At 63.4% G+C, this 25,735-nt stretch carries 16 protein-coding genes and 1 pseudogene; 10 read left to right on the top strand and 7 right to left on the bottom strand.

Annotated features, from left to right (window positions below; all coding sequences use genetic code 11):
- Nucleotides 1–63: 63 nt before the first annotated feature.
- The 6 genes from V7773_RS24780 to V7773_RS24755 all read right to left on the bottom strand — a co-directional run bounded on the left by V7773_RS24780 (nucleotide 64) and on the right by V7773_RS24755 (nucleotide 7,788).
- The gene (locus V7773_RS24780) at nucleotides 64–930 is read right to left on the bottom strand and encodes a pirin family protein (protein ID WP_336075732.1); all 867 of its coding nucleotides are present in this window, start codon (nucleotides 928–930) and stop codon (nucleotides 64–66) included.
- Nucleotides 931–1,058: 128 nt separating this feature from the next.
- Complete coding sequence (locus V7773_RS24775) at nucleotides 1,059–1,673, bottom strand: response regulator transcription factor (RefSeq protein WP_063325033.1); 615 nt, start codon at nucleotides 1,671–1,673, stop codon at nucleotides 1,059–1,061.
- A gap of 114 nt (nucleotides 1,674–1,787) precedes the next feature.
- Nucleotides 1,788–2,222 (bottom strand): response regulator, encoded by a 435-nt coding sequence (locus V7773_RS24770; protein WP_336075729.1) that lies wholly within the window; start codon nucleotides 2,220–2,222, stop codon nucleotides 1,788–1,790.
- 127 nt (nucleotides 2,223–2,349) lie between these two features.
- Nucleotides 2,350–5,550, bottom strand: a complete 3,201-nt coding sequence (locus tag V7773_RS24765) for a transporter substrate-binding domain-containing protein (protein ID WP_336075728.1) — start codon at nucleotides 5,548–5,550, stop codon at nucleotides 2,350–2,352.
- Between the two features lie 275 nt (nucleotides 5,551–5,825).
- Nucleotides 5,826–7,160 carry a lysine N(6)-hydroxylase/L-ornithine N(5)-oxygenase family protein gene (locus V7773_RS24760; RefSeq protein ID WP_336075727.1) on the bottom strand — a complete coding sequence of 445 codons (1,335 nt, stop codon included), beginning with the start codon at nucleotides 7,158–7,160 and terminating at the stop codon, nucleotides 5,826–5,828.
- Between the two features lie 145 nt (nucleotides 7,161–7,305).
- Nucleotides 7,306–7,788 (bottom strand): sigma-70 family RNA polymerase sigma factor, encoded by a 483-nt coding sequence (locus tag V7773_RS24755; RefSeq protein ID WP_058546861.1) that lies wholly within the window; start codon nucleotides 7,786–7,788, stop codon nucleotides 7,306–7,308.
- Nucleotides 7,789–8,249: 461 nt separating this feature from the next.
- Here V7773_RS24755 and V7773_RS24750 point away from each other — a divergent pair, with 461 nt between their 5' ends.
- From V7773_RS24750 to V7773_RS24735, 4 genes are all read left to right on the top strand, one after another.
- Nucleotides 8,250–9,401 (top strand): efflux RND transporter periplasmic adaptor subunit, encoded by a 1,152-nt coding sequence (locus V7773_RS24750; protein ID WP_336075725.1) that lies wholly within the window; start codon nucleotides 8,250–8,252, stop codon nucleotides 9,399–9,401.
- Nucleotides 9,402–11,372, top strand: coding sequence for a MacB family efflux pump subunit (locus V7773_RS24745; protein ID WP_336075723.1), 1,971 nt, complete (start codon nucleotides 9,402–9,404; stop codon nucleotides 11,370–11,372).
- A 10-nt stretch (nucleotides 11,373–11,382) separates the two neighbouring features.
- Nucleotides 11,383–12,777 (top strand): efflux transporter outer membrane subunit, encoded by a 1,395-nt coding sequence (locus tag V7773_RS24740; protein ID WP_336075721.1) that lies wholly within the window; start codon nucleotides 11,383–11,385, stop codon nucleotides 12,775–12,777.
- Nucleotides 12,778–13,404: 627 nt separating this feature from the next.
- Nucleotides 13,405–13,731 carry a DUF6124 family protein gene (locus V7773_RS24735; protein ID WP_092152579.1) on the top strand — a complete coding sequence of 109 codons (327 nt, stop codon included), beginning with the start codon at nucleotides 13,405–13,407 and terminating at the stop codon, nucleotides 13,729–13,731.
- Between the two features lie 192 nt (nucleotides 13,732–13,923).
- Here V7773_RS24735 and pvdP read toward each other — a convergent pair whose 3' ends face one another.
- On the bottom strand, nucleotides 13,924–15,546 hold the full coding sequence (pvdP, locus tag V7773_RS24730; protein WP_336075718.1) for a pyoverdine maturation tyrosinase PvdP: 1,623 nt from the start codon (nucleotides 15,544–15,546) through the stop codon (nucleotides 13,924–13,926).
- Nucleotides 15,547–15,723: 177 nt separating this feature from the next.
- Between pvdP and pvdM the strand changes: the two genes are divergently transcribed.
- The 6 genes and pseudogenes from pvdM to V7773_RS24700 all read left to right on the top strand — a co-directional run bounded on the left by pvdM (nucleotide 15,724) and on the right by V7773_RS24700 (nucleotide 25,723).
- Nucleotides 15,724–17,094 carry a pyoverdine-tailoring dipeptidase-like protein PvdM gene (pvdM, locus tag V7773_RS24725; RefSeq protein WP_336075716.1) on the top strand — a complete coding sequence of 457 codons (1,371 nt, stop codon included), beginning with the start codon at nucleotides 15,724–15,726 and terminating at the stop codon, nucleotides 17,092–17,094.
- A complete protein-coding gene (gene pvdN, locus V7773_RS24720) occupies nucleotides 17,091–18,371 on the top strand; it encodes a pyoverdine-tailoring periplasmic protein PvdN (RefSeq protein ID WP_336075715.1) in 1,281 nt (426 codons plus the stop codon). The genes pvdM and pvdN overlap by 4 nt, the downstream gene beginning before the upstream one ends.
- Nucleotides 18,372–18,394: 23 nt before the next feature.
- Entirely contained in the window at nucleotides 18,395–19,270 is an 876-nt protein-coding gene (pvdO, locus tag V7773_RS24715; RefSeq protein ID WP_336075714.1) for a dihydropyoverdine dehydrogenase, read from the top strand.
- 166 nt (nucleotides 19,271–19,436) lie between these two features.
- A pseudogene (locus V7773_RS24710) lies at nucleotides 19,437–19,568 on the top strand (formylglycine-generating enzyme family protein); the annotation flags it as partial.
- Between the two features lie 310 nt (nucleotides 19,569–19,878).
- The gene (locus V7773_RS24705; RefSeq protein WP_336075713.1) at nucleotides 19,879–21,537 is read left to right on the top strand and encodes a cyclic peptide export ABC transporter; all 1,659 of its coding nucleotides are present in this window, start codon (nucleotides 19,879–19,881) and stop codon (nucleotides 21,535–21,537) included.
- A 37-nt stretch (nucleotides 21,538–21,574) separates the two neighbouring features.
- Complete coding sequence (locus V7773_RS24700; RefSeq protein ID WP_336075712.1) at nucleotides 21,575–25,723, top strand: amino acid adenylation domain-containing protein; 4,149 nt, start codon at nucleotides 21,575–21,577, stop codon at nucleotides 25,721–25,723.
- The last annotated feature ends 12 nt before the right edge of the window (nucleotides 25,724–25,735 follow it).

Raw genomic sequence — 25,735 nt, 5'->3', positions numbered from 1 at the left:
AGATCCCCACAGATCCCCATGCAGATCCCCATTGTGGGAGCGGCATGGCTGTTGTTTTCGCGTTCAATCGTCCATCTGGCCGAAGCGTCCGGAATGGAAATCGTTGAAGGCCTGGTGGATTTCCTGCTCGCTGTTCATCACGAACGGGCCATGGCCAACGATGGGTTCGTCGATCGGCTCGCCACTGAGCAGCAGCACAACGGCATCGTTATTGGCTTGCAGGCTCAATTGGTCGCCAGCCCGGTCGAACAGCGCGAGCTGGCCGGCCTCGACCCGTTCGCGGCCATTGACCTGGACCGAGCCATGCAGCACCACCAGGGCGGTGTTGTGGTCTTCATGCAGGTCAAGGACCAGGTCTTTACCGGCCTTCAAGCGAATGTCCCAGACGTCGATGGGGGTGAAAGTCTTCGCGGGCCCTTGATGCCCCTCGAAGCGCCCGGCGATCAACCGCAGGCTGCCGGCATCGTCCTTCAGCGCAATGTTCGGAATGTCGCCTTTGAGCAGTGTCTGGTAGCCGGCCGGGGCCATCTTGTCCTTGGCAGGCAGGTTGACCCACAACTGGACCATCTCCATGAACCCGCCCTGCCGGGCGAAGGCTTCGGAGTGGAACTCTTCGTGGATGATGCCGGACGCGGCGGTCATCCATTGCACGTCGCCGGGACCGATCTTGCCGCCGCTGCCGGTGGAGTCTCGGTGCTCCAGTTCGCCCTGGTAGACGATGGTCACGGTTTCGAAACCGCGATGCGGGTGCTGGCCGACGCCACGACGCTCGCTGGTCGGCGTGAATTCAGTCGGGGCGGCGTGGTCAAGCAGCAAGAACGGGCTGACGTGCTTGCCCAGGTTGTCGTAGGAAAACAGCGTGCGAACCTGGAAGCCATCGCCAACCCAATGGGGCCGTGGGCTGGTGTAGAGGCCAATGATGTTTTTCATGCTGTGTCTCCAAAATCAGGTACTGCGATTCAATGGACACAGCTTAGAACCGACACCTTTGCAGCACTAGACTGCAAAAATCGGCTTTAGCGTTCTATTTAGAGAACGACTGAAAAGCCTGGTGTCATTCAAAGGTGATTGCGCTTAGCGAACTCCGACAGCCCCACCAAGGATTGCAGGCCAAGCTTTTCCAGCAGCCGAGTCTTGTAGGTGCTGACGGTTTTTGGACTCAGGAACAGGCTTTCGGCGATGTCCTTGCCGCGCATGCCCATGGCCAGCATGCGCAGGATGGACAGCTCGCGGGTGGAGAGGCTTTCCAGCGCCTGCTGTTCGCTGCGCTGCTGAAAATCCAGCCTGACGGACATCTGCGGAAAATAGGCATAACCGGACTTCAAGGCCTGGATGGCCTTGGTCAGTTCCTTGAGGTCGCTTTTCTTGGTCACAAAACCCCGGGCCCCGGCCGAGATGCAGCGGTTGCAGAAGTGCTGCGCATCCTGGGAAGTGAACACCAGCACACTGCACTCAGGGAATTGGGCCATGATCCAGACCAGCAGGTCCAGGCCATCGAAACCGTTCATCACCAGGTCGAGGATCACCAGGTCTGGCACGCACTCCTTGATGAGGGCCCTGGCATCGGCCACGCCGCTGGCGTCTCGGATGTGGGTGAACGCCTCATTCTGGCAAATAAGCCGCAGTGCCCCTCGTATGACAGGGTGGTCATCCACGATCAACACGTCTTTCAAGGCAATTCCCCAGGTCATTACAAACGGCACCGGCGCCATGACTGCACCGGACTCTTGCACAAACGCCAGGCCCAGCCACCTGTCAGATCCGACAGTGCAGACCAGCGGTCTTTCTCAGCGTCCATGGCCCTGCCTGAGGGCGCGCGTCCATGGTTGCAGCGACTCACGGGCTTGAGGGTCGACCTGCTCCATCAGGCGCCGCAGGGAGACAAGGTCAGGCAGTGGCGCCTGGCTCAGGTGCATGCTCGATCGGCGCGCGACCGGCACCGGCGACAGGCTGGCCGGTTGCGCGTTGTAAATCATCCCGTGACGAACCTGTGGGTTATAGATAACAAAATCGTGCAAGTCCAACGCCCCGCTGGTCAGCCCGGCATTGACGACGATCAGGTCGAAGGGCTCGCTGCCGTACTCCACCAGTGTCAGCAACTCTTGCACATGGCTCACGGGGACAATCCGGAAATAGCCCTGTTGATTGAACAGGCGCTCCAGCACGATTCGATGAGCATGGTGTGGGTCGGCAATCAGGATACGGAGTGCTTTGTTCGGCATGGCAAGCTTTCCAATAGCAACGCGCCAGGTAGAAACCGGCTCAGAACATTAAAGGCCGTCAGGCTAGAGGAAGCGCTTGAAAGACGATGTAGGATTATTCCCAAAATGAAGCCAGACGAAGCCCTTGTTAGGTCCTCAGTTGCTCCGCCACGTGCTCGATGGCTTGGCGAATATCTTCCACGGCTTGGGCGAGCAGCAACGTATCGCCGCCCCGACAAGCGCTTTCCAGCGCCTCGCAGGCGGCGATCAGCCGTTGCGCCTGGACGATCCGCGCCCCACCCTTGATCCGGTGCGCCAGGTCCGCCAGGCCCGGCAAGTCTTGTCGGCTGGACAAGTGCAACAGTCGCGCCTGATCGTCGGCATTGCTGCTGACCAGTTCCTCCAGCAGTGCCCTGATGGCGGTCGTGTCGCCACCGGTCAGTTGTTCCAGGCTGGTCAAGTCGATGCCATCGTCGGGCTGAGGCGCCCCCACGTCCGGCGTGACCGAAACCAGGCACGCATTGAGCGCCCGAAGGCTGATGGGTTTGAACAGGCAATCGTCCATCCCGGCCTCGGCGCAGCGGTCCTTTTCCTCAGGCTGGGCGTTGGCCGTGAACCCCAGGATCAACCCGGGCGACAGGTTTTGCGCATGCTCTTCGTCGCGAATGGCCCGCGCGAGTTCATAACCGCTCATCAAGGGCATGTTGCAATCGGTGATGACCACATCGAAGTGCTCGCTGCGCCAGGCGTTCAGGCCTTCGACACCGTTCTGCGCCTCCTGGACACGATGGCCCAGGTAGCCCAGTTGCTGGGACAGCAGCAAGCGATTGGCCGGGTAGTCATCGACCACCAGGATACTCAGCGCCCGGCCCGGCACCAGCGCCTCAGCCTCGACAGGCGGCGAGGTCGGCAAGGCGTCGAGCAGGGGCAGGTCCAGCAGGATCTCGACCTGCGTGCCCGCCCCCGCCACGCTGCGCAACGTCAGGGTGCCGCCCATCATTTCGCACAAGGTGCGGCTGATGACCAGCCCCAGCCCGGAACCGCTGCGGGCCGACTGGGTCGTGTGGCTGGCCTGGGTAAAGGGGCTGAAGAGGCGGCGCTGGTCCTCAGGCGAAATCCCGCAGCCGGTGTCCTCGACTCGCAGGCAAATGCCCAGGCGCCTGTGTTCAATGTCCGGCTCGCCGCGCACACTCAGGCGCACCTCGCCTTGGTCGGTGAACTTGATGGCGTTGCTCAACAGGTTCGAGACGATCTGCTTGAAGCGCAACGGGTCGATCAACACGTCATGGTTGACCCCGGTGTCCAGCACCCGTTGCAGGCGCAGGTGTTTCTGCCGGGCCAGGCCCTCGAAAATCCGCGCCACCGACTCGGTCAATTCGTGCAGATTGGCCCGTTGCGGCGCCAGCGACAGCTTGCCCGACTCGATGCGGGCGATGTCGAGGATGTCGCCGATCAAGTCCAGCATGCCATGGGCGGCCCCCGATGCGACCTCGATGGCGACCCGGTCCACGATGCCTTGATCGGCTTTTTTCAGGGCCAGTTCCAGCAGGCCGATCACCGCGTTCATCGGTGTGCGAATCTCATGGCTCATGGTCGCCACGAAGGTGGTCTTGGCCCGGTTGGCGTCGTCAGCACTTTCCTTGGCGACGCGCAATTGCTCCAGCAGGCGCCGCAAGTAAATGACCCAGCCCAAGGTCACCAGCAATAGCAGCGCAGCGACGGTGAACCCCTGGAGAATCGTGGTGCGGTTGCGCAGCCAGTAACTGTCGTCGATCACCACCTCACTGCGCCAGCGGTTGGTCAGCTCGTCCATCTCTTCGGGAGAAATGCTCAACAGCGCCTTGTCGAGAATCGAGTAAAGCTCCAATGCGCCCCGGTTCGTCGCCAACGCAACGCGCGCGGGCAAGGTGCCGACGGTACTGGTGACCTGCAGCGTGTCGCGGTACTGTCGGGAGATCATGTAGCGGGCGCTGATCAGCGGATTGACCGCAGCGTCCGCCCTGCCGGCGGCGACCATGGCCATGGCATCGGCGGTGTTTTGTGCCGTCACCAACTGCACGCGGGGGAACTGCTCCAGCAGGAACTCGCGCAACACGTTGCCACGCACCAGCGCCAGGCGCTTGCCGGCCATCTGGTCCAGGGTTAGCGGCCCCTTGGCCCGCGCGGGCACCACCAGCACGAACGGATTCGTCAGGTACGGTCGGGTAAAGCGCAACTCGTCTTCGAGTTCGGTGCTGGGTATGGCGGTCGCCAGGACGTCGACCTTGCCGCTCTTGATCTGCCCGATCAAATCATCAACCGAGTCGCCACGCTGCACATCGAATTTCAAACCGGTGCGCAAACTGATCCTCGCCAGCACATCGGCGCCGATGCCGTGCAAATGGCCTTGTTCATCGAAGAACGTCAGCGGCAAGAAATTTTCGTTGGCAGCGACTTTGATCCGTGGGTGGGCATCCAGCCAGCGCTGCTCCTTGACGCTGAAGTGCAGCGCCTGCTGACCCGGCATGCTCGCGCCGCCAGCACTCCAGCGCCTCAGGATGCTCATCTGTTCGCTGGCGGGGATGGCTTGCAGCGCGGCATTGATGATGCGCAACAGGCGCACGTTGTCGCGGCTGACCGCGAAGGCGAACGGCTGCACTTCCATGCGCGAAAAATCGGCCAGTTGAATATTGTTCAGGTAATTCTTGCTGATCAGGTAGTTGGAACTGATCGAGTCCCCCAGATAAACATCGGCCTGACCAAACGCCACGGCACCGATGGCGCTCAAGGTCGAGGGGAACAGCTGCAAGGAGGCTTCGGGGTAAAACGCCTCGACCGTCTGCGGCGGCAAGTAGTGATACAGCATCGCCACGCGCTTGCCCGCCAGGTCGCTGGGCAAGTCCTGGCTGTCGTTGATGCGCGCCACGAGGGTGGGCAGGTCATCGGCATAGGCCTGGGACATCGCCAGGTCCGGGTCGCTGGCTTCGAAGCCGTTGGCGGTGCCGAGCATATCGATCTCACCGCCGCGCAGGGCCTGGAGCGATTCGGCACGGGATGGGTAGCGCTGGACCTGCACCTTGATGTGAAGGAGTTGCCCGAGCAATTGCGCATAATCGGCGGTCAGGCCTTCATAGTCACGACCATTGCCGGTGATGCTGAACGGCGCGTAGTCCGGCGCCGAGGCGCCCAACTGCAACGTGCCCTTTTGGCGCAGCCAGGTCCAGTCGGCGTCGTCCAGGGACACCGAATAATCGCTCACATTGGAGCGCCCGAGCACCCGCAGCGCCTCGGGGGCCGCGTCCACTGGTGACACCACACTCAATGAGCCCAGCAACAGCGCCACCAGGCCTGTGCGTAAAAGCAACATCATCTGGTCAGGGTGTTTCGCTTGGCGTAGTCGGCCCGGCTCACACCGACTGCACATACAGTCAGGGTGGACCGGCTGAGGGGTTCAGACTGCCAATACGAGGGAACAGCGAACCGAGCCTGTCAAACAGCAGGAGGCTGTGAAGTGAGTGTAGGAAATTTCTGAAGAATTTCCTGCGAGTGACCAGAGACCGCGCCTATGGCCTGTGGGAGCTTGCTCGCTCCCACAGGGTTGCGTTGGCTGATAGATTTCCTGCGAGTGACTCGCTCCCACAGGACCTACACGGCGGCGAGCAACTGATCGCGCACCGGACGCGCCTGCCTGCGATTGTTCCCGTGCTCATACAGCGAGCCGGCAATTTCATCGGCACGCACCGGCAGGATCGACAGCAAGGTGTCGCTCAGGCCATGGCTGGCCTGGCAGAAGCCCTGCATGTAGATCGCCGCCTTGCAGCGCTCGTCGGTGATCAGCTTGTAGTTGCGATCCACCTCGAAATCCCCCAGGTATTGCGCCAGCGGCTCCAGCAAGGTGCGGTGCATCTGCCGCTCGTATCCTGTGGCCAGCACCACGGCGTCATAGCAGCGCACGGTCAACTCGCCAGTAGCGTTGTTGCGCACCGCCAGTTCCACGCCGGCGTCGGTGGCCGTGGCCTTCTCCACCGTAGTGAGGGTACGGAACGCATGACGGGCGATGCCAGAGACTTTCTGGCGATAGAAAATCCCGTAGATGCGCTCGATCAGGTCGATGTCCACCACCGAATAGTTGGTGTTGTGGTACTCGTTGACCAGGCGCTCGCGCTCGCTGTGGGGTTGCTGGAACACCAGGTCGGTGAACTCCGGCGAGAACACTTCATTGACGAATGGGCTGTCGTCCGCCGGCTTGAGGGCCGAGCCGCGCAGGATCATGTCGACCTGCACCGAAGGGAAGCTGTCGTTGAGGTCGATGAAGGCCTCCGCCGCGCTTTGCCCACCCCCGATGATCGCGATCTTCATCGGCTGGCCCTTCACGCACGGCTGGCCCGCCATGCGCTCCAGGTACTGGGAATGGTGGAACACCCGCGCGTCGTCCTTGAACACCTTGAACGCCTCGGGAATCCGCGGCGTACCACCGGCACTGACCACCACCGAACGGGTGGTACGTACGAATTCTTCGCCCTGGCGGCCGCGGGAAATCACCCGCAGGGCTTCGACCTGCTGATTGTGCAGCAGCGGTTCGATGCGCAGCACTTCTTCGCCATAGCGACTCTGTTCGGTGAAATGCCCGGCCACCCAGCGCAGGTAGTCATTGAACTCCATGCGGCACGGGTAGAAGGTGCCGAGGTTGATGAAGTCCACCAGGCGGCCATGGTGCTTGAGGTAATTGACGAACGAATACGGGCTGGTGGGGTTGCGCAGGGTCACCAGGTCCTTGAGAAAGGAAATCTGCAACTCGCTCTGGGTCACCAGGGTGTTGCCGTGCCAGCGGTAGTCGGCCTGCTTGTCGAGGAACAGCACGTCCAGTTCACCCTGGACCGGCCCGCGCTCCTGCAATGCGATGGCCAGCGCCAGGTTCGAGGGGCCGAAACCGATGCCGATCAAGTCGTGAACGATGGGCGATGCAATTGCCTGTGTCATGTCCAGTGTCCTCTGGAAAAGCCCTCAACAGGGCGCGAAAAGCCTGGGGTGACCTGCCCAGCGTTTAGGGGGCCAACAAGTCGTGTGTTGAGAGGAACGAGGACAATGAAAAAAAATTTACCGCGAGGCGACCGGCGTAGGCAGATTAATGCGCGTCCCACTGCCGCACGCGAACGCGGCAGTGCTTCATGGCGTTGACGATGTGTTTTTCCACCAGTGCCCGGGAAATGCCCAGGCGCTCGGCGATTTGCGGGTGGGACAGGCCTTCGAGCTTGCGCAGCAGGAAGCTCTCGCGGCACAGTGGTGGCAGCTCGGCCAGGGCACGCTGGAGCATGTCCAGGCGCTGGCCGTGGTCGAGGCTGGTCTGGGGCGACGGGGTGAAAAAGCGCTCTTCGCTGTCCAGCACCTCCAGGGATTCGACCTGGCGCAAGGTATTGCGCCGATGCCCGTCGATCACCAGGTTCAATGCCGTGCGATACAGGAACGCCCGGGGCTGTTCGATGGGCGTGTCGCTGGCGCGCTCCAGCACCCGCACATAGGCGTCATGCACCACATCCTCGGCCGCCTGGCGGTTGCCTAGCCTGGCGTTCAGGAAACACACCAGCTCGCGATAGTAGTTTTCCAACATGACTCCCGTGCGCAATGGCTGCGCCAGCTATCCCTGTGCCCACTCGGCATGCCCGGGAAAGGCAATGGCACGATAGTGGCAGATTCAATCGCGTAATTTATAGTAATTCTCATATAGATTTAAAGCTTTGGTTTGTATCAGGGCTGATTCGTTCAGTTGACGAGGCGTCGGCCCCTGGCTTTTGTGGCGAGGGAGCTTGCTCCCGCTGGGGCGCGAAGCGGCCCTGAAACCTGAGTCCCGGATCCTCCAGGTTCATGGAGGCGTCTGTTTTGGGCCTGCTGCGCAGTCCAGCGGGAGCAAGCTCCCTCGCCACAGGGTTCGGGGTCGCTTCGGCTGATTCGCCAACCTGCTACCAAGTGTTTCAACCCAGTAAATTCCCGCCCCAAGCGCTCGTTTACCAGAACAGCCTCCCGTCCCTGCCCTGCCTGCGACGGACCCGATATCACCGGCCGGAACCCTGCATGAAACGTCCCCGTCCTACCCGACGCGCCTGGCTTCTCACTTTCGCCCTGCTTCCGGCCGTGGCCTTCGCCGCGTGGCAAGCGGTCGCGCCAAGCCGGGCGCCCCTGGTCACCGCGCCCGTCACCCGTGGCGATATCGAAAACAGCGTCACCGCCCTGGGCACCCTGCAACCGCGGCGTTATGTCGACGTCGGCGCCCAGGCGTCCGGGCAGATCCAGAAGATTCACGTGGAAGCCGGCGACGAAGTGCGCGAAGGCCAGCTCCTGGTCGAAATCGACCCCTCCACACAAAAAGCCAGGTTGGACGCCGGACGCTTCTCGATTGAAAACCTCAAGGCCCAGCTCCAGGAACAGCGCGCCCAGCACGACCTGGCGCAGCAGAAATTCCGCCGCCAGCAGCAACTCAAGGCCGGCGGCGCCACCCGCGAGGAAGACGTGCAGACCGCCCAGGCCGAAGTGCGGGCGACCCAGGCGCGCATCGACATGTTCCAGGCCCAGATCCGCCAGGCCCAGGCCAGCCTGCGCAGCGACGAGGCCGAGCTGGGCTACACGCGGATCTATGCGCCCATGAGCGGCACCGTGGTCGCCGTCGGTGCCAGGGAAGGCCAGACCCTCAACGCCCAGCAGCAAACCCCGCTGATCCTGCGCATCGCCCGGCTGTCGCCGATGACGGTCTGGGCCGAAGTTTCGGAAGCCGACATCGGCCACGTCAAACCGGGCATGACCGCCTATTTCACCACCCTGTCCGGTGGCACCCGTCGCTGGAGCAGCACCGTGCGCCAGATCCTCCCGGTGCCGCCACGCCCGCTGGAAGCCAGCCAGGGTGGCAGCCCCAGCGGTGGGCGCAGCGGCAGCGAACGGGTGGTGCTCTACACCGTGTTGCTCGACGTAGACAACGCCGACCGCAGCCTGATGACCGACATGACCGCCCAAGTATTTTTCGTCGCGGCCCAGGCCCAGAACGTGCTGACCGTGCCCACCGCTGCGTTACAGGACAACGCTGGCCAGGTGCGGGTGCTGGCCGACAACGGCGATGTCCAGTCGCGGACCGTTCGCACCGGCGTCAGCGATCGACTGCGCATCCAGATCGTCGACGGCCTGAGCGAAGGCGAACAGGTACTGATCGGTCCGGCCACCGGCAGCGGAGGCTGAATGAACACGCCCCTGATCGAACTGCGGGACATTCGCAAGGCCTACGGCGGTGGCGACAGCCCTCGGGTGGAGGTGCTGCGCGGCATCGACTTATCCATTCACGCCGGGGAATTCCTGGCGATTGTCGGCGCGTCCGGCTCCGGCAAATCCACCTTGATGAACATCCTCGGCTGCCTCGACCGCCCCACCAGCGGCGAGTACCGTTTTGCCGGCGAAGACGTCGCCAATCTGGGCAGCGACGAGCTGGCCTGGCTACGGCGCGAAGCGTTCGGCTTCGTGTTCCAGGGCTATCACCTGATTCCTTCCGGCACCGCCCAGGAAAACGTCGAGATGCCGGCCATCTATGCCGGCACCTCGGCCACCGAGCGCCATGCCCGGGCCAGTGCCCTGCTGGAACGCCTGGGCCTGGCCAGCCGCACTGGCAACCGCCCCCATCAATTGTCCGGCGGCCAGCAACAACGGGTGTCGATCGCCCGGGCCTTGATGAACGGCGGCCACATCATCCTCGCCGACGAACCCACCGGTGCCCTCGACAGCCAGAGTGGCATCGAGGTCATGGCCTTGCTCGACGAGCTGGCAAGCCAGGGCCACGTGGTGATCCTGATCACCCACGACCGCGAAGTGGCGGCCCGGGCCAAGCGCATCATAGAGATCCGCGATGGGCTGATCATCAGTGACAACGCACCCTCTTCGCCACACGAGGTGCACGCCAACTCCAAGGCCCTGCAAGCCGTGGACCTGCGCCAGCGCCTGAGTGCCGGCAGCGAACACAACGGCGCCTGGAAAGGCGAGTTGCTCGACGCCGTGCAGGCCGCGTGGCGGGTGATGTGGATCAACCGTTTCCGCACCGCCCTGACCTTGCTCGGCATCATCATCGGCGTGGCCTCGGTGGTGGTGATGCTGGCCGTGGGCGAAGGCAGCAAGCGCCAGGTCATGGCCCAGATGGGCGCCTTCGGCTCCAACATCATCTACCTCAACGGCAGCGCACCCAGCCCGCGCGCGGCCAAGGGCATCATCAGCGAATACGACCTGGCCGCCCTTGCCGCCCTGCCCGAAGTGCAGCGGATCATGCCGGTCAACGGCGCCGACGCCAGCGTGCGTTTCGGCAACCTCGACCACACCAGCTACGTCGGCGGCAATGACACGAATTTCCCGATCATCTTCAATTGGCCGGTGGCCCAGGGCAGTTACTTCAGCGAGGCCGATGAGCGTAGCGCTGCCGCGGTGGCGGTGATCGGCCACCGGGTCCGGCAGAAACTGTTCAAGGACGTCGCCGACCCCGTCGGCCGCTACATCCTGATCGAGAACATGCCGTTCCAGGTGGTCGGCGTGCTAGCCGAAAAAGGCGCCAGCTCCGGGGATTCGGACGCCGACGACCGCGTCGCCGTGCCCTACTCCGCCGCCAGCGTACGGCTGTTCGGCAGTCGTCATCCCGAGTACGTGGTGATCGCCGCCAAGGACGCGGGCAAGGTCAAGGAAGCCGAGCAAGCCGTCTCCCGAACGCTGTTGCGCCTGCACGACGGCAAGCAGGATTTCGAACTGACCAACAACGCCGCGATGATCCAGGCCGAAGCCCGCACCCAGGGCACGCTGTCGCTGATGCTCGGCGCCATCGCGGCGATTTCGCTGTTGGTGGGCGGCATCGGCGTGATGAACATCATGCTCATGACCGTGCGCGAACGCACCCGCGAGATCGGCATCCGCATGGCCACCGGCGCCCGACAGCGCGACATCCTGCGCCAGTTCCTCACCGAAGCGGTGATGCTCTCGGTGGTCGGCGGGCTGGCGGGTATCGGCCTGGCCCTGCTGGTGGGTGGCGCATTGCTGCTGGGCAAGATCGCCGTGGCGTTCGAATGGCTGGCGGTGTTCGGCGCCTTCGGCTGCGCCCTGGTCACCGGCGTTGTCTTCGGTTTCATGCCGGCCCGCAAGGCCGCCCGCCTCGACCCGGTCGCGGCCCTCACCAGTGAATGAACCTCATCCCATGAAAGCGTCCCTGACCCTCCTGGCCGCCAGCCTGCTATTGGCGGCCTGCGCCAGCCCGTTGTCGCCTTCGGACAGCGGCATCCAGCCACCGCCGGCCTGGCAGCACCTCGACACGCCCAGCGCCCGAGCGGATAACCAGCAATGGTGGACACGCTTCGGCAGCCCACAGTTGAACCGGCTGATCGAACAAGCGCGCCTGGACAGCCACGACCTCGCCGCCGCCATGGCCCGAGTTCGCCAGGCCCAGGCCAGTGCGGTGATCGCCGGCGCCCCACTGCTGCCGGAAATCCGGGCCGGGCTCAACGGCAATCGCCAAGAGTTGCTGCGGGGCAAGGGTTACAGCCAGTTGGATGTGGATGAGGATAACCGCACCATTGATTACTACGACGCCAACCTCAGCGCCAGCTATGAGCTGGATTTCTGGGGCGGCAAACGGGCGGCCCGGGACAGTGCGTTGAGCACGCTCTCGGCCAGTCAGTTCGACCGGGCGACGGTGGAATTGACCCTGCTCAGCGGCGTCGCCAACAGCTACACCCAGGCGTTATCCCTGCGCGAGCAACAGCGCATCGCCGAACTGAACCTGGCCAACGCCGAAAGTGTGCTCGAGCTGGTGCAGACTCGCTACGACGCCGGCAGCGCCACGGCCCTGGAACTGTCCCAGCAGAAAAGCCTGGTGGCGGCGCAGCAACGCCGCTTGCCCCAAGTGCAGCAGCAGGCCCAAGAGGCGCTGATCACCCTGGCCACACTGCTGGGGCAGCCGGTGCAATCGGTCAGGCTCGAAGACGAAGGTTTCGACCGCCTGCACTGGCCCGCCATCGACGCCGGCGTACCCAGCGAATTGCTGCGCCGCCGCCCGGACATCGCCGCCGCCGAAGCGCGCCTCACCGCTGCCCAGGCCGACATCAGCGTGGCCCGCGCCGCCATGCTGCCCTCCGTCACCCTGGGCCTGAGCCTGGGCACTGGCGCCGACATCGCCGACCAGTTGCTGCGCAACAACGTCTACAACCTCAGCGCCGGTTTGGCCGCACCAATCTTCAACAACGGCCGCCTGCGGGCCGAACGAGACAGGACCACCGCGCGCCAGGAGGAACTGCTGGAGCTCTACCGCGCCGCCATCATCAACGGCTTCGCCGACGTCGAAAAAGCCCTGAACGGCATCACCGGCCTGGACCAGCAGCGGCAGTGGCAAACCGAAGAACTGCACCAGGCCCAGACCGCCTTCGACATCGCCCAGCGCCGCTACCAGGCCGGTGCCGAGGATTTGCTCACCGTACTGGAAACACAGCGCACGCTGTACGCCGCGCAGGATATGAACGTGCAACTAAGACTGGCGCGGGTGCAGGCGAGTGTGGCGTTGTACAGGGCGTTGGGTGGGGGTTGGCGGGTGATGTAGGTCTCGAACACACCTTCAAGCCAAGTGACAAATGAAAGAGAGGGAAACTTATCTTCTGTGGGAGCAAGGCTTGCCCTGGGGATCCAGCAGATGGTCGAGCTGAGTGATACCTGTGGCGAGGGAGCTTGCTCCCGCTGGGCTGCACAGCAGCCCCAATGGCCGGCACCTCGGTGGGACAGAGGTTTTGAGGGGGCTGGTTTGGGGCCGCTTCGCGACCCAGCGGGAGCAAGCTCCCTCGCCACAGATAAGTCCCACGCTTCATAAATGGGGGTTCGGCTTTGGTTCTGTTTATCCGGCCATGTAGGACTCCCGAGCGAGGCTACGCTGCCTTGCGTCATTGCCTACAACTGCGCCAGAATCCGCCGGCTTGTGCGCCTGGCTCGTGGCTTTTATCGTTTCCGGGTCGCTGATTTCAGCGATCGGGTTTGGTAGCCCGCGAGTTAACTAGGCGCAAGCGCCACCTCCTGCAGATGCTCTCTCGGTGTCTGTTTCATGGTGGCCGTGCGCAGGGCGTCTTCGGGCGCGCCGGGTTCCTAGTGCTCCGGTCTACCAACCCGCGTACGGCCGCCACCCCATCGTTTGGTAGCGATAGTGTCGGCTCCTGAAACTAATACTAGGAGTTACACCATGTTCAAGATCACCCCCAATCCCCCCGCAGACGATTCGAAAAAACTCAACGAAGCCGCCGACCGCGCCCTCGCCTTTTATCTCGACCCAAAACCCGAAAAACCCAATCCGCCACCGGGTCAGTTGTTCACTGTTGCAGAAGGCGCCGACATGGAATGCCTGCTGGCCAACCTCAGCGAAACCCTCGCTTCGGTCAACGTCATGGCAAGCGAGCAGGCCTTTGAACTGGACGGCTCGCGGCGCCATTTTGCGCTGGGCATCCAGCAAATGATCGAGTTGGCAGAACTGCTGGCGAACCGCGCCCTGGACATCGCCGCGCCGCGCTAAACGCACTCAAGCCAAGTGACACCTGTGGCGAGGGAGCTTGCTCCCGCTGGGCTGCGCAGCAGCCCCAATGGCCGGCACCTCGGTGGATCAGATATTTTTGAGGGGGCTGGTTTGGGGGCTGCTTCGCAGCCCAGCGGGAGCAAGCTCCCTCGCCACAACAGCGTTCGCTTCAGTTTTTTGGGAGGGCGGGGTTTACACCGGCTTGCTCTTGAGATTGCGCGCATACCACGGCCGTTGCGGCACGCGGCGGAACAGTTCGGTGAGCTTTTTGTCATCGCTGCCGAAGGTGATGCGCAGGGCCAGTTTCATGGTTTCCGGGTCCATTTCCACCGAGCGTCCGGCCTGCAGCCCCGGCGTGGTGTTGCAACCGTGGGTGTCCGGGCCCAGCCAGGGGTCGGCGATTTCGACCCAGCGGCCGGGGGCGAACCAAGGTACGCCGCTGACTTCGAGCCGGCTCACTTCCCCCGGGTGGAAACGTTCGTGGGCACGGAACCAGTCTTCGAGGCGGTCGTCGATCCAGCCGTGGAAGGCCCAGAACACCGGGTTGACGTGGGAGGAAAACGGATCACCGAGGAAGTCGTTTTCCGGCGCGTACCAGCGCTGGGCGAAGTCGTCCGGGTCACGAGCGAACGGCACCGGGTGGCCGTTGGACGGGTCACGCGGCACCGAGGCCCAGCGCATGTGCAACCAGTCGTGCAGGCCCAGTTCCACTTCCGAGCCAAACTGGCCCAGGGTCAGTTTCGACAGATAACGCGGGTCGCGATAGCGCGATTCCCACACCTGGAAATTGCTGTGGTAGGTCTCGGCGGTCTTGATGTCGCTGACCCACTGGGCGTATTGCTCGTCGCCGTCGGCCAGCCAGGTGGGTGGCAACGCGGTGCCGTCGAGGTTATCGAAATAGCGGGCGAAGCCCGGGCGATCACGCTCCAGCTCCGGTTGCGGCAAGGGGAAGCGTGGCCACGACGGCAGCGCCTGGAAAGAACGCGCCGTGCCCAACATGTGCCGGTGCATGAAGAAGAAGTCGATGCCCGAGCCGTTGCGATCCTTGCGCGGGCCGCGGGCGTCGCGCTCCTGATCTCGTGGGCCGGGCTGCCAACCGATGCCGCGCAGGGCGTTACGCTTGTCTTCGTCCAGGGTGTGCCATTTGTCCCGCGAAGCGTGCCAGAGCTGGTGGAACAGCCGATGTTCTGGCGACACCAGCCAAGCCAGCAGCGCCGGACTCAGCGGCGTACGTTCGCGGGCTTCGGGGAATGGTTGCTTGCGGGCGATGAACTGATTGTCGAGTTCCAGCAGGCCCAGCGGACGATCCAACCGCAACACACGACCGCTGAGCGTCGCGGTGCCGGCATTGCCGAAGCCGGCCCAGACTTCGTCCAGGGTCATGGTGAATTCATAGTCCGGCGCGCCGCCCGGGGCCTGGGCGCCGATCAGTCGCCAGCTCAGTTGCTTCGGATCGGCGTCGGCCAGGTCGCCCAACACCCGATAACGTGGCTCATCCCCGGCGCGCAGCCGCTCGGCGGTGTCAAGGCACCCCACCAGGCCACGGCCCTTGTGGCCGATATCGAGGAACACCTGGAGACCGTCCTGGGGCAAGCCATCGAGGCCAGCGTCGCGACCGGTGAAGCGGATCGTCCAGATGCCCCGCAACGTATCGGCCCGACGCTGGCCCGCCACGTCCGCCACATCGAACGAGGCCTCGCCAGGGGTGATGGTCGGGTCCGGTCGGGTCAGTTCGCGATGCCCGTAATACACCGCAGGCACGGCGGCACCGGTCAGCGCCAGGCCTGCCATGAACCATCGTCGAGAAATCGTCATTGCCTTACCTGTGTCCAGCCCTGGAACGGGCTTTATCCAAGCTAGAACGATGGGTGGGCCAACAAATTTATAGAGGCCCTCGAAGCCACCTAAATTTCCCCACCGATCACTCGTTCTCCCCAGATAGCAAAGGCCCCCGCGCCTGTCCTTCCAAGGCGAACCTGACTGAGATCGGCAATGACAACACGACGTTCGAAAAAGGCTCTTTTCATCGGCCTACCCCTGGCCCTGGCGTTGGCCGTCGGTGCTGGCGTCGCGGCTTGGGACCACTGGTGGCGGGACAACCCCGGCTACCCGGTCAAGGTGATGAAAGAAGCCCGGGAGCTGCACGAACGCCTGCTGTCCTTCGACAGCCACATCACCGTGCCGCTGGATTTCGGCACCGCCGGCAATGAAGCAGACAAGGACGGCAGTGGCCAGTTCGACCTGGTCAAGGCCAACCGCGGGCAGCTGTCCGGCGCGGCCCTGACGGTGTTCGGCTGGCCCGAGCTGTGGAACGGCGACAATGCGCCGCACAAGCCTACTGCCGGTTTCGTCGAGGAAGCGCGCAACCAACAGGAAGTGCGCTACAAGATCATCACCGGCCTGGTCCGGGACTTTCCCAACCAGGTCGCCATTGCCTACACCCCGGATGATTTCCGCCGCCTGCACGGCGAAGGCAAGTTCGCGATTTTCATCAGCATGCTCAACGCCTACCCCCTCGGCCACGACCTGAGCCTGCTGGACCTGTGGACGGCGCGGGGCATGCGCATGTTCGGCTTCAGCTACATCGGCAACAACGACTGGGCCGACTCCTCGCGTCCGCTGCCGTTCTTCAACGACTCGCCCGATGCCCTGGGCGGCCTGTCGGACATCGGCAAGCAAGCGGTGGCGCGCCTGAACGACCTGGGCGTGATCATCGATGTGTCGCAGATGTCGACCCAGGCCCTGGAGCAAGTCGCACAACTGAGCCGCACGCCCCTGGTCGCCTCCCATTCGGCGCCACGGGCGATGGTGGACATCCCGCGCAACCTCAGCGACAAGGAAATGCAGCTGATCAAGGCCAGCGGCGGCGTGGTGCAGATCGTCGGTTTCTCCCAATACCTGCGCCCCCTGACACAAAAAACCCAGGACAAACTCAACGCCTTGCGCGAGCGTTTTGGTCTGCAACCGCTGCCCAACCTGGCGATGGCACTGATGCCCGGCGACCCCATCATCGCCGCCTGGCCCGAGCAGAAGTTCGGCCAGTACGCGAGCCAGCTCTACGCCATCCTGGAAGAAGAACCCAAGGCCAGCCTCAAGGACCTGGGGGATGCCATCGACTACACCGTGCGCAAGATCGGCATCGACCACGTCGGCATCAGTTCGGACTTCAACGAAGGCGGCGGTGTGAAAGGCTGGGAGAACGTCGGCGACATCCGCAACGTCACCGCCGAACTGCTGACCCGTGGCTACTCCGAAACCGACATCGCCAAACTGTGGGGCGGCAATTTCCTGCGGGTCTGGGATCAGGTCCAGAAAGCCGCACGCCCCGCCATCGCCTCGACCCAGAAGACCGTCCAGCCATGAATGAACGTCGCACCTTCCTGAAGCAGGCCGGGATCCTCGCCGCCGGCCTGCCCCTGGCCACCAGCCTGTCCGCCACGGCCAGTGCCGATCCTCTGCCGCCGCTGCCCAAGAATAAATGGGCACAACTGCGCTCGCTGTTCGACCAGGACCCGGACTACCTGCACTTCTCCAATTTCCTGGTCACCACCCACCCGCGCCCGGTGCGCGAGGCCATCGAAAAGCACCGCGCGGCCCTGGATAAAAACCCGGGGCTGTTGATGGACTGGGACCTGGGCGTCACCGAAGAGCGTGAGGAAAACGTGCGCATCTGGGCCGGCCGTTACCTGCAAGCCAGCCCGAAGCAGATCGCCCTCACCGGCAGCACCACCGAAGGCCTGTCGATCATCTATGGCGGCGTCCACGTGGCGGCCGACCAGGAAATCCTCACCACGGCCCACGAACACTACGCCACCCACACCATTCTCGACCTGCGCACCCAACGCAGCGGCACCCGGGTGCGCAAGATCAAGCTGTTCGACAACGCCCACGATGCCAGCCATGAACAGATCCTCACAGCCATCGACCGCAACATCCGCCCCGAGACTCGGGTGCTGGGCATGACCTGGGTGCACTCGGGCAGCGGCGTGAAGCTGCCCATCGACAAGATCGGCGCGCTGGTGGACAAGCACAACCAGGGCCGCAGCGAGGCGCAGCGTATCGTGTACGTGGTGGACGGCGTCCACGGGTTTGGCGTCGAGGACCTGAGCTTCCCGACGATGAACTGCGACTTCTTCATCGCCGGCACCCACAAGTGGATGTTCGGCCCACGGGGCACGGGGCTGGTGTGCAGCCGCAGCGAAGAGCTCAAGTACGTCACGCCGATCATCCCGACCTTTTCCGAAGCCACGGCGTTTTCCACCACCATGACGCCCGGCGGTTACCACGCCTTCGAGCATCGCTGGGCGGCGGACGAAGCCTTCAAGCTGCACCTGCAACTGGGCAAGGCCGAGGTGCAGGCGCGCATTCATACCCTCAACAGCTACTTGAAAAAACAGCTGGTGGCACAGCCGCAAATCGAGCTGGTCACGCCGCTGAGCCCGGACCTGTCCGCGGGTTTCACCTTCTTCCGGGTCAAGGGCCGCGACAGCGATGAGATCGCCGGCTACCTGATGAAGAACCGCGTGATCGCCGACGCCGTGCACCGCGATGCGGGGCCGGTGGTCCGTACCGCGCCGGGGTTGCTCAACAGCGAAGCCGAGATCGACCGCTTCATGGGCTTGCTGAGCAAGACACTCTGAACCTGACTTATCGAGAGAGACGGATGAACAGTTTTTCGTTGAAACTATTGCCGGCACTGACCCTCGCCGCCCTTTTGCCCTCCGGCGCCCAGGCCTCGCAACCGGGCCAGGTATTCCGTGACTGCAAGGACTGCCCGGAAATGGTCGTGCTGCCCACCGGCACCTTTCAGATGGGCACCCCGGAAGATGAAGTGGGCCGCGAACCCGACGAAGGTCCGATGCACCCGGTGACGTTTGCCAAGCCCCTGGCGATCAGCCGCTTCCAGGTGCTCAAGGGCGAATGGTTCGCCTACCTGCGCGACACCGGCTACACGATGCCCGACGGCGACAAGCGCCCCGGTCGCGCCTGTAAGGCGGGCATTCCGGATTACCAGGGCAGCGACCCACGCAAGCAATACACCGACCGACACCCGGCGGTGTGCATGGACTTCGCCGAGGCCAATGCTTACGTGGCCTGGCTATCGAAAAAAACCGGCAAACAGTACCGGCTGGTCAGCGAATCCCTGCGCGAGTACGCGGCACGCGGCGGCAGCGCCGGCCCGTTCCCCTTCCCGTTCGACGCAGGCAAGGAATACAGCATCGCCCAACACGCCAACACCTACGGTGCGGCGGACGGCTACAACTTCACCGCGCCGGCCGGCAGCTACGCGCCCAATGCCTTCGGCGTCTACGACATGCACGGCAACATCTACGAGTGGACGGCCGATTGCTACAACGACAGCTACGTCGGCGCACCGAGCGATGGCAGCGCCTGGCTGACCGGCAAGTGCGAGTTCAAGCGCATCCGTGGCAACGACTGGGGCGAAGCGCCGGTGTTCTCCCGCTCGGGCAACCGCAACGCGCTGGTGCCCAGCGATCGGGGTGACTGGATTGGTTTTCGGGTGGCGCGGGATATGTAATCAGCTGCCCGCCTGAAGACCCACTTTTGTGGCGAGGGAGCTTGCTCCCGCTGGGCTGCGTAGCGGCCCCAGATTTTGCGGTCGCTGCGCAACCGAGCGGGAGCAAGCTCCCTCGCCACAATAATGTGTGTCAGACGATTCCTCGTTAAATCCCCTGCCACAAAAGTGCGAGTTCAAGCGTATCCGTGGCAATGACTGGGGCGAAGCCCCGGTGTTCTCCCGCTCCGGCAACCGCAACGCATTGGTGCCCAGCGATCGGGGGGACTGGATTGGTTTTCGGGTGGCGCGGGATTTGTAATCAACTGCCCGCCTGAAGATCCGCTTTTGTGGCGAGGGAGCTTGCTCCCGCTGGGCTGCGCAGCAGTCCTGAAACCGGCTGCCGCTATTTGTCTGGCTCACCGCGTGAGGGCTTTTGGGGCTGCTGCGCAGCCCAGCGGGAGCAAGCTCCCTCGCCACAATAATGTGTGTCAGGCGAATCCTCGTTAAATCCCCTCTCCTACCAATCGTTCTACAGGTGGGCGCGCCCCAACCGGCGTGCCGCCGTCCTCCAGCCCATGCGGTGAATGCCCGCGCTGGCCTTCGCCCTTTCATCAAGCAGGGAAACCTCCATGAGCCAACCAACCCGCGGGGTGATCAATGAAATGTTCAGCCTGCTCAAACCCTTCCGGCTGATTGTCGTAGGTTCCATTCTCTTGGGCATGCTGGGCGGCCTGAGCATCACCGCCCTGCTGGCGACCATCAACGACGCCCTGAACGCCGCCACAACGCCCACGCCCCGGCTGCTGGCGACGTTCGCCGGGCTTTGCGCGGCGGCGCTGCTGGCCTCGATTCTGTCGGACATCGGCACCAACCATGTCGGCCAGAACATCATCGCCGAGCTGCGTAAGTCCCTGGGCAAGAAAGTCCTGCTGGCGCCCATCGAACAGATCGAACGCTATCGCAGCCATCGGCTCATTCCGGTCTTGACCCACGACGTCAACACCGTCAGCGACTTCGCGTTTTCCTTCGCGCCGCTGGCCATCGCCTTCACGGTCACCCTCGGTTGCCTGGGTTACCTGGCCTACCTGTCACTGCCGATGTTTTTGCTGCTGCTGGTGGCGCTGGTGATCGGCACGGTCGTGCAATACCTGGCGCGTGCCCGTGGCATCCGCGGTTTCGAAGCGGCCCGTGAGGCCGAGGATGCGCTGCAGAAACACTACGGCGCCATCGCCGCCGGGGCCAAGGAACTGCGCATTCATCGCCCACGCCGCCAGCGCATGTTCAGCCAGCGCATCGAAGCGACCGCCGACTACATCTGCGCGACCAACATCCGCTCGGTCAACACGTTCGTGGTGGCCAAGACCTTCGGCTCGATGCTGTTTTTTGTGGTCATTGGCCTGGTCCTGGCCCTGCAATCACTGTGGCTGGGCATCGATAAAACCGTGCTCAGCGGCTTCGTGCTAGTGCTGTTGTACATGAAGGGCCCGCTGGAATACCTGGTGATGACCTTGCCGGTGATCAGCCGGGCGAACATCGCCTTCAAGCGCATTGCCGAACTGGCCGAGCAATTCTCCTCACCCGAGCCGCACCTGCTGCTCAACGACAAGCACCTGCGCAAGCCCACGATCCAACAGCTGGAACTGCGTGATGTGCACTACGCCTTCCCGGTGGTCGAAGGCAGCCAACCCTTCGCCCTGGGACCGGTCAACCTGTCCATCGCCCAAGGTGACATCGTGTTCATCGTCGGCGAAAACGGTGGAGGCAAGACCACGCTGATCAAACTGCTGCTGGGCCTCTACTTCCCCCAGGGTGGTGAAATCCTCCTCGACGGCGCGCCGGTAGGGGCCGCTCAACGGGACGATTATCGCCAGTTGTTCACCACGATCTTTGCCGACTACTACCTGTTCGATGAGCTGGTCCAGGGCGATCAACAGGTGCCCAAGGACGCCAACCGCTACCTGGAGCGCCTGGAAATCGCCCACAAGGTCAGCATCCGCGACGGTGCCTTCAACACCACCGATCTGTCCACCGGTCAGCGCAAACGCCTGGCGTTGCTCAATGCCTGGCTCGAGGAGCGTCCCGTGCTGGTGTTCGACGAATGGGCCGCCGACCAGGATCCGCTGTTCCGGCGGGTGTTCTATACCGAACTGCTGCCGGAACTGAAGGCGCTGGGCAAAACCATCATCGTCATTTCCCACGACGACCGCTATTTCGACATCGCCGATCAACTGGTCCGGATGCAGGCCGGTCAGGTGATCAGTGAAAAAGCTCCGGCGGCGTTTGCCTGAACCCGCCCGACGCAATGCTGTTTACCGCGAGAACACCATGAACGAACTGCTAGATGATGATCTGCTGACGCTGCTGCTTGATGACCTGGCGGGCGACACGCACGCCAGCTCCAGCCGCCGCCGACTGGACCGCGCCCCCCTGTCTTTCGCCCAGCAACGCTTGTGGTTGGAGCACCAGCGTGACCCGGCCCGTTCGGCCTACAACCTGCCACGGGCCCTGCGCCTGAGCGGTGAGCTCGATGCCGACGCCCTGGAACAGGCCCTGAATCGGGTCATCGACCGACACGACATCCTGCGTACCGCGTTCAATGACATCGACGGCGCGCCGGTCCAGGTCGTCGAGCGCGACGCCTGCCTCGTCCTGCACCGGGAAGACCTCGGCGCCCTCGCCCCCCAGGCGCGTGCCTCGGCACTCTCACAGCGCATCGAGCTGCACGCCCGGCAACCGTTCGACCTCAGCCGCGCGCCGCTGATGCGGGCCACGCTCCTGAGGCTGGACAGCGCCGAACACGTGCTGCTGCTCAACATGCATCACATCGTCTCCGATGCCTGGTCCAACACGATCCTCATGCAGGACATGACCCAGGCCTATGCCCGTGCGGTGCTCGACGATCCGACACCGCTGCCGCCGTTGCCCATGCAATACGCCGACTACGCCACCCGCCAGCGAGGCGAGTATTTACAAAGCACGGCCTGCCAACGCAGTGGCGAATACTGGAGTCGCTACTTGGGGCAGGACCTGCCCACGTTGGAGCTGCCCCAGGATTTCCCCCGCGCCACGGGCCAGCAACATATGGCCGGACGCGTACATCTGTCACTTGCCCCCGCAATGGCCCAGGCCCTGGACACGTTCTGCCAACGCCAGGGGCTGACGCCTTTCGTGGTGGCGCTGGGGGCCTGGCAAATGTTGCTGGGCCGGTACAGCAACCAGGACGATTTCACCGTCGGCGTCCCCAACGCCAACCGCAACAGCCATGAAAGCCAAGACCTGGTAGGTTTTTTCGTCAGCAGCCAGGTGTATCGCACACGAATCGACTCGAGCCGCAGCGGGCTGGATTTTCTGCGGGATCTGCGCGGGCAGTCCCTCGCCGCCCTTGAACATGCCGACTACCCGCTGGAGCTGATCCTCGATCAACTGCAACACCCCGGCGCACAGGGCTTGTTCCAGGTCTTGTTCAACTGGCGCACCGGCTCACCGGCCCTGCCGATCTCCCCCAAAGGCGAACTGGCCCTGGAATTTCTCGACACAGGCGACAGCCAGGCCAAGTTCGACCTGTCGCTGGATGTCGACTATTCACAACAGCAGATAGTGGCGACCTTCGAATACAGCCGTGATCTCTATCGCACTGACACCATCGAGCGCATGGCCGAGCACTGGCAGAACCTGTTGCGGGGCCTGATCGAAACACCTGAACGCGCCCTCGGCGAGCTGCCATTGCTCAGTGCTGATGAACGCCAGCTCACCCTGCACGACTGGAACCGCCAGCCGACCCAACTGCCCCGTGGGCGTTGCCTGCACCAGGTGATCGAAAGCCATGCCGCCACCACGGGCGACGCCATCGCCCTGACGTTTGAAGGGCTGCACATGAGCTATGCCGAGCTCAACCGACGGGCCAACCAATTGGCCCACCGGCTGATCGAGCAAGGCGTCGGACCCGACGTACTGGTCGGCATCGCCGTCGAGCGCACACCGCAGATGATCATCGGCCTGCTGGCAATCCTCAAGGCCGGCGGTGCCTACGTGCCACTGGACCCGGCCTACCCGGCTGACCGCCTGGCGTACATGATCGAGGACAGTGGCGTGACGCAGATCCTGACCCAGACTCATCTGCGTGAGTCGCTGGCGCTGCCCGCTGGCATAGGCTGCCTGTTGCTGGATTCGGGCGACGCCGATAGCGCCTATCCCGAACACAATCCGGATGTGCCGATACACCCGGATAACCTGGCGTACGTGATCTACACCTCAGGCTCGACCGGCAAGCCCAAGGGCGCACTGCTCGCGCATCACAACGTCAGCCGCTTGTTCCAGGCCACGGAGCACTGGTTCAGCTTCGATCACCAGGACGTCTGGTGCCTGTTTCATTCCTATGCCTTCGACTTTTCCGTGTGGGAGATTTTCGGCGCGTTGCTGCACGGCGGCCGACTGGTCATCGTGCCCCACGCCGTGAGCCGTTCGCCGCAGGAGTTCTACGCCCTGCTTTGCCAGGAAAGCGTTACGGTGCTCAACCAGACACCTTCGGCGTTCAAGTCGTTGTTGCAGGTCGCCTGCGACGCTCACCAGCCGCTTGCTCATCGGTTGCGGCAGGTGATTTTTGGCGGCGAAGCGATTGACGTGCAGAGCCTGCGCCCCTGGTTCGAACGTTTCGGCGACCAATCGCCGCAATTGATCAATATGTATGGCATCACGGAAACCACGGTCCATGTCACCTGGCGACCGCTGTCGATCGGCGACTTGCACAGCGAGACCGCGAGCCCGATCGGCCAGCCCATCGTCGACCTGTCCTGGTACTTGCTCGACGCGCACCTGAACCCGGTCCCCAAGGGGTGCATCGGTGAGCTGTATGTCGGCAGGGCCGGCCTGGCTCGTGGCTACCACCAGCGCGCCGACCTGACCGCCAGCCGGTTTATCCCCGATCCGTTCGATCCGCTGCCGGGTGGCCGCCTGTATCGCACCGGCGACCTGGCGCGCTACCGCACCGACGGCAGCATCGAGTACATCGGGCGCCTGGATCATCAGGTCAAGATCCGCGGATTCCGCATTGAATTGGGCGAAATCCAGGCACGTTTGCAAACGCTGCCGGCGGTCCAGGATTGTGTGGTGCTGACCCATGACGGCCCGACCGGCCTGCAACTGGTCGCCTACGTGATCGCCACGCAGCCGCCCAGCGCCGAGTTACGCGAAGGTTTGTTGAGCGCGCTCAAAGCGCAGCTGCCGGACTACATGGTGCCCAGCCACCTGCTGTTCATCGACCGGTTCCCTCTCAACGCCAACGGCAAACTCGACCGCAAGGCCTTGCCGGAGCCTGACGCCAGCCTCCGGCATTCGAACTACGTAGCGCCCCGCACTCAGTTGGAAGAGGCCCTGGCGCAGCTCTGGCAACAGTCCCTCAAGGTTGAGCGCGTGGGTGTCAACGACAGCTTCTTTGAACTGGGCGGGCATTCGATCCTGGCCATCGAGCTGATCGCCAACCTCAAGGCCCGCCTGAATATCACGGTGCGGCTGCAAGAGCTGCTGGCCCACCCGAGCATCGCCGAGTTGGCCCTGTTCATTTCGCAAAAACATCGGGAGCAGACCCCATGCCTTGTGGAATTGAACAACGCCCCCGCCAGCGCACCGCAGTTATTTTGCCTGCATCCCAGTGGGGGCATCGTCTTCTGCTATCAGCCACTGGCGCGCAAACTCCAACACCGGGCGCGCACCTTTGGCGTCATGCACCGTGGCTTCAGCGAGCCCCATGCGAGCCCTGAAGCCTGGCGCGAGATGATCGCCGACTACAGCCGGGAAATCGTCAACGCCCAGCCCCAGGGCCCGTATTACCTGATGGGCTGGTCCTTGGGCGGGACCATCGCCCTGGACATTGCGGCGACGCTGGAAAGCCAGGGCCATACGGTGAGTTTCCTTGGCCTGGTGGACAGCACGATTCCGGAACACCTGTACCCGGCAACCCTATCGCGTCATCGGCATTTGCCAGGCGATGGGCAAACCGACCCGGCCTCCCAGGATCTGCTGGGGGCCATCGAATACTTCGATCTGCTGTTTCCAACCCTCACCGAGCGCACGGCGGCTTACCGGCAACAGAACCCCGACAGCACGGTCCAGGCATTCCACGAATGGGCCGCCAGCCAGATCGAGCCGGGGCGAGGCGACTTGTTGTCAATCGTGCAGAGCGTCAAGGATGAAGTCATGAACGCCCAGGCGTTCTCGGTGCATGATCGGTTGCTGGAAGCGTTTGACGCATTCACCTTCAAACCGGTACGGGTACGCCCGAGCTGCTGGTGGACCCAGGCGGAAAAAACGCCGGAAGAACTGGCCTTCTGCGAGAGTTTGATCAAGGGTTATAGCCTAACTGGGGAGCTGCATTGCTCGGTGTATTCCCCGCTGCGCCATCGCAGCATGATCTTTGATGAGACGTTGCTCGATTCGCTGATCGAGGCTTTTCTGAGCAGCACGACACACGATAAGTAGGGTCAAGCGCGA

Origin of the sequence: Pseudomonas sp. 3JA (assembly GCF_036961705.1) — a bacterium.
Lineage (GTDB): Bacteria > Pseudomonadota > Gammaproteobacteria > Pseudomonadales > Pseudomonadaceae > Aquipseudomonas > Aquipseudomonas fluorescens_Q.
This window is presented reverse-complemented; position numbering and strand designations above follow the sequence as displayed.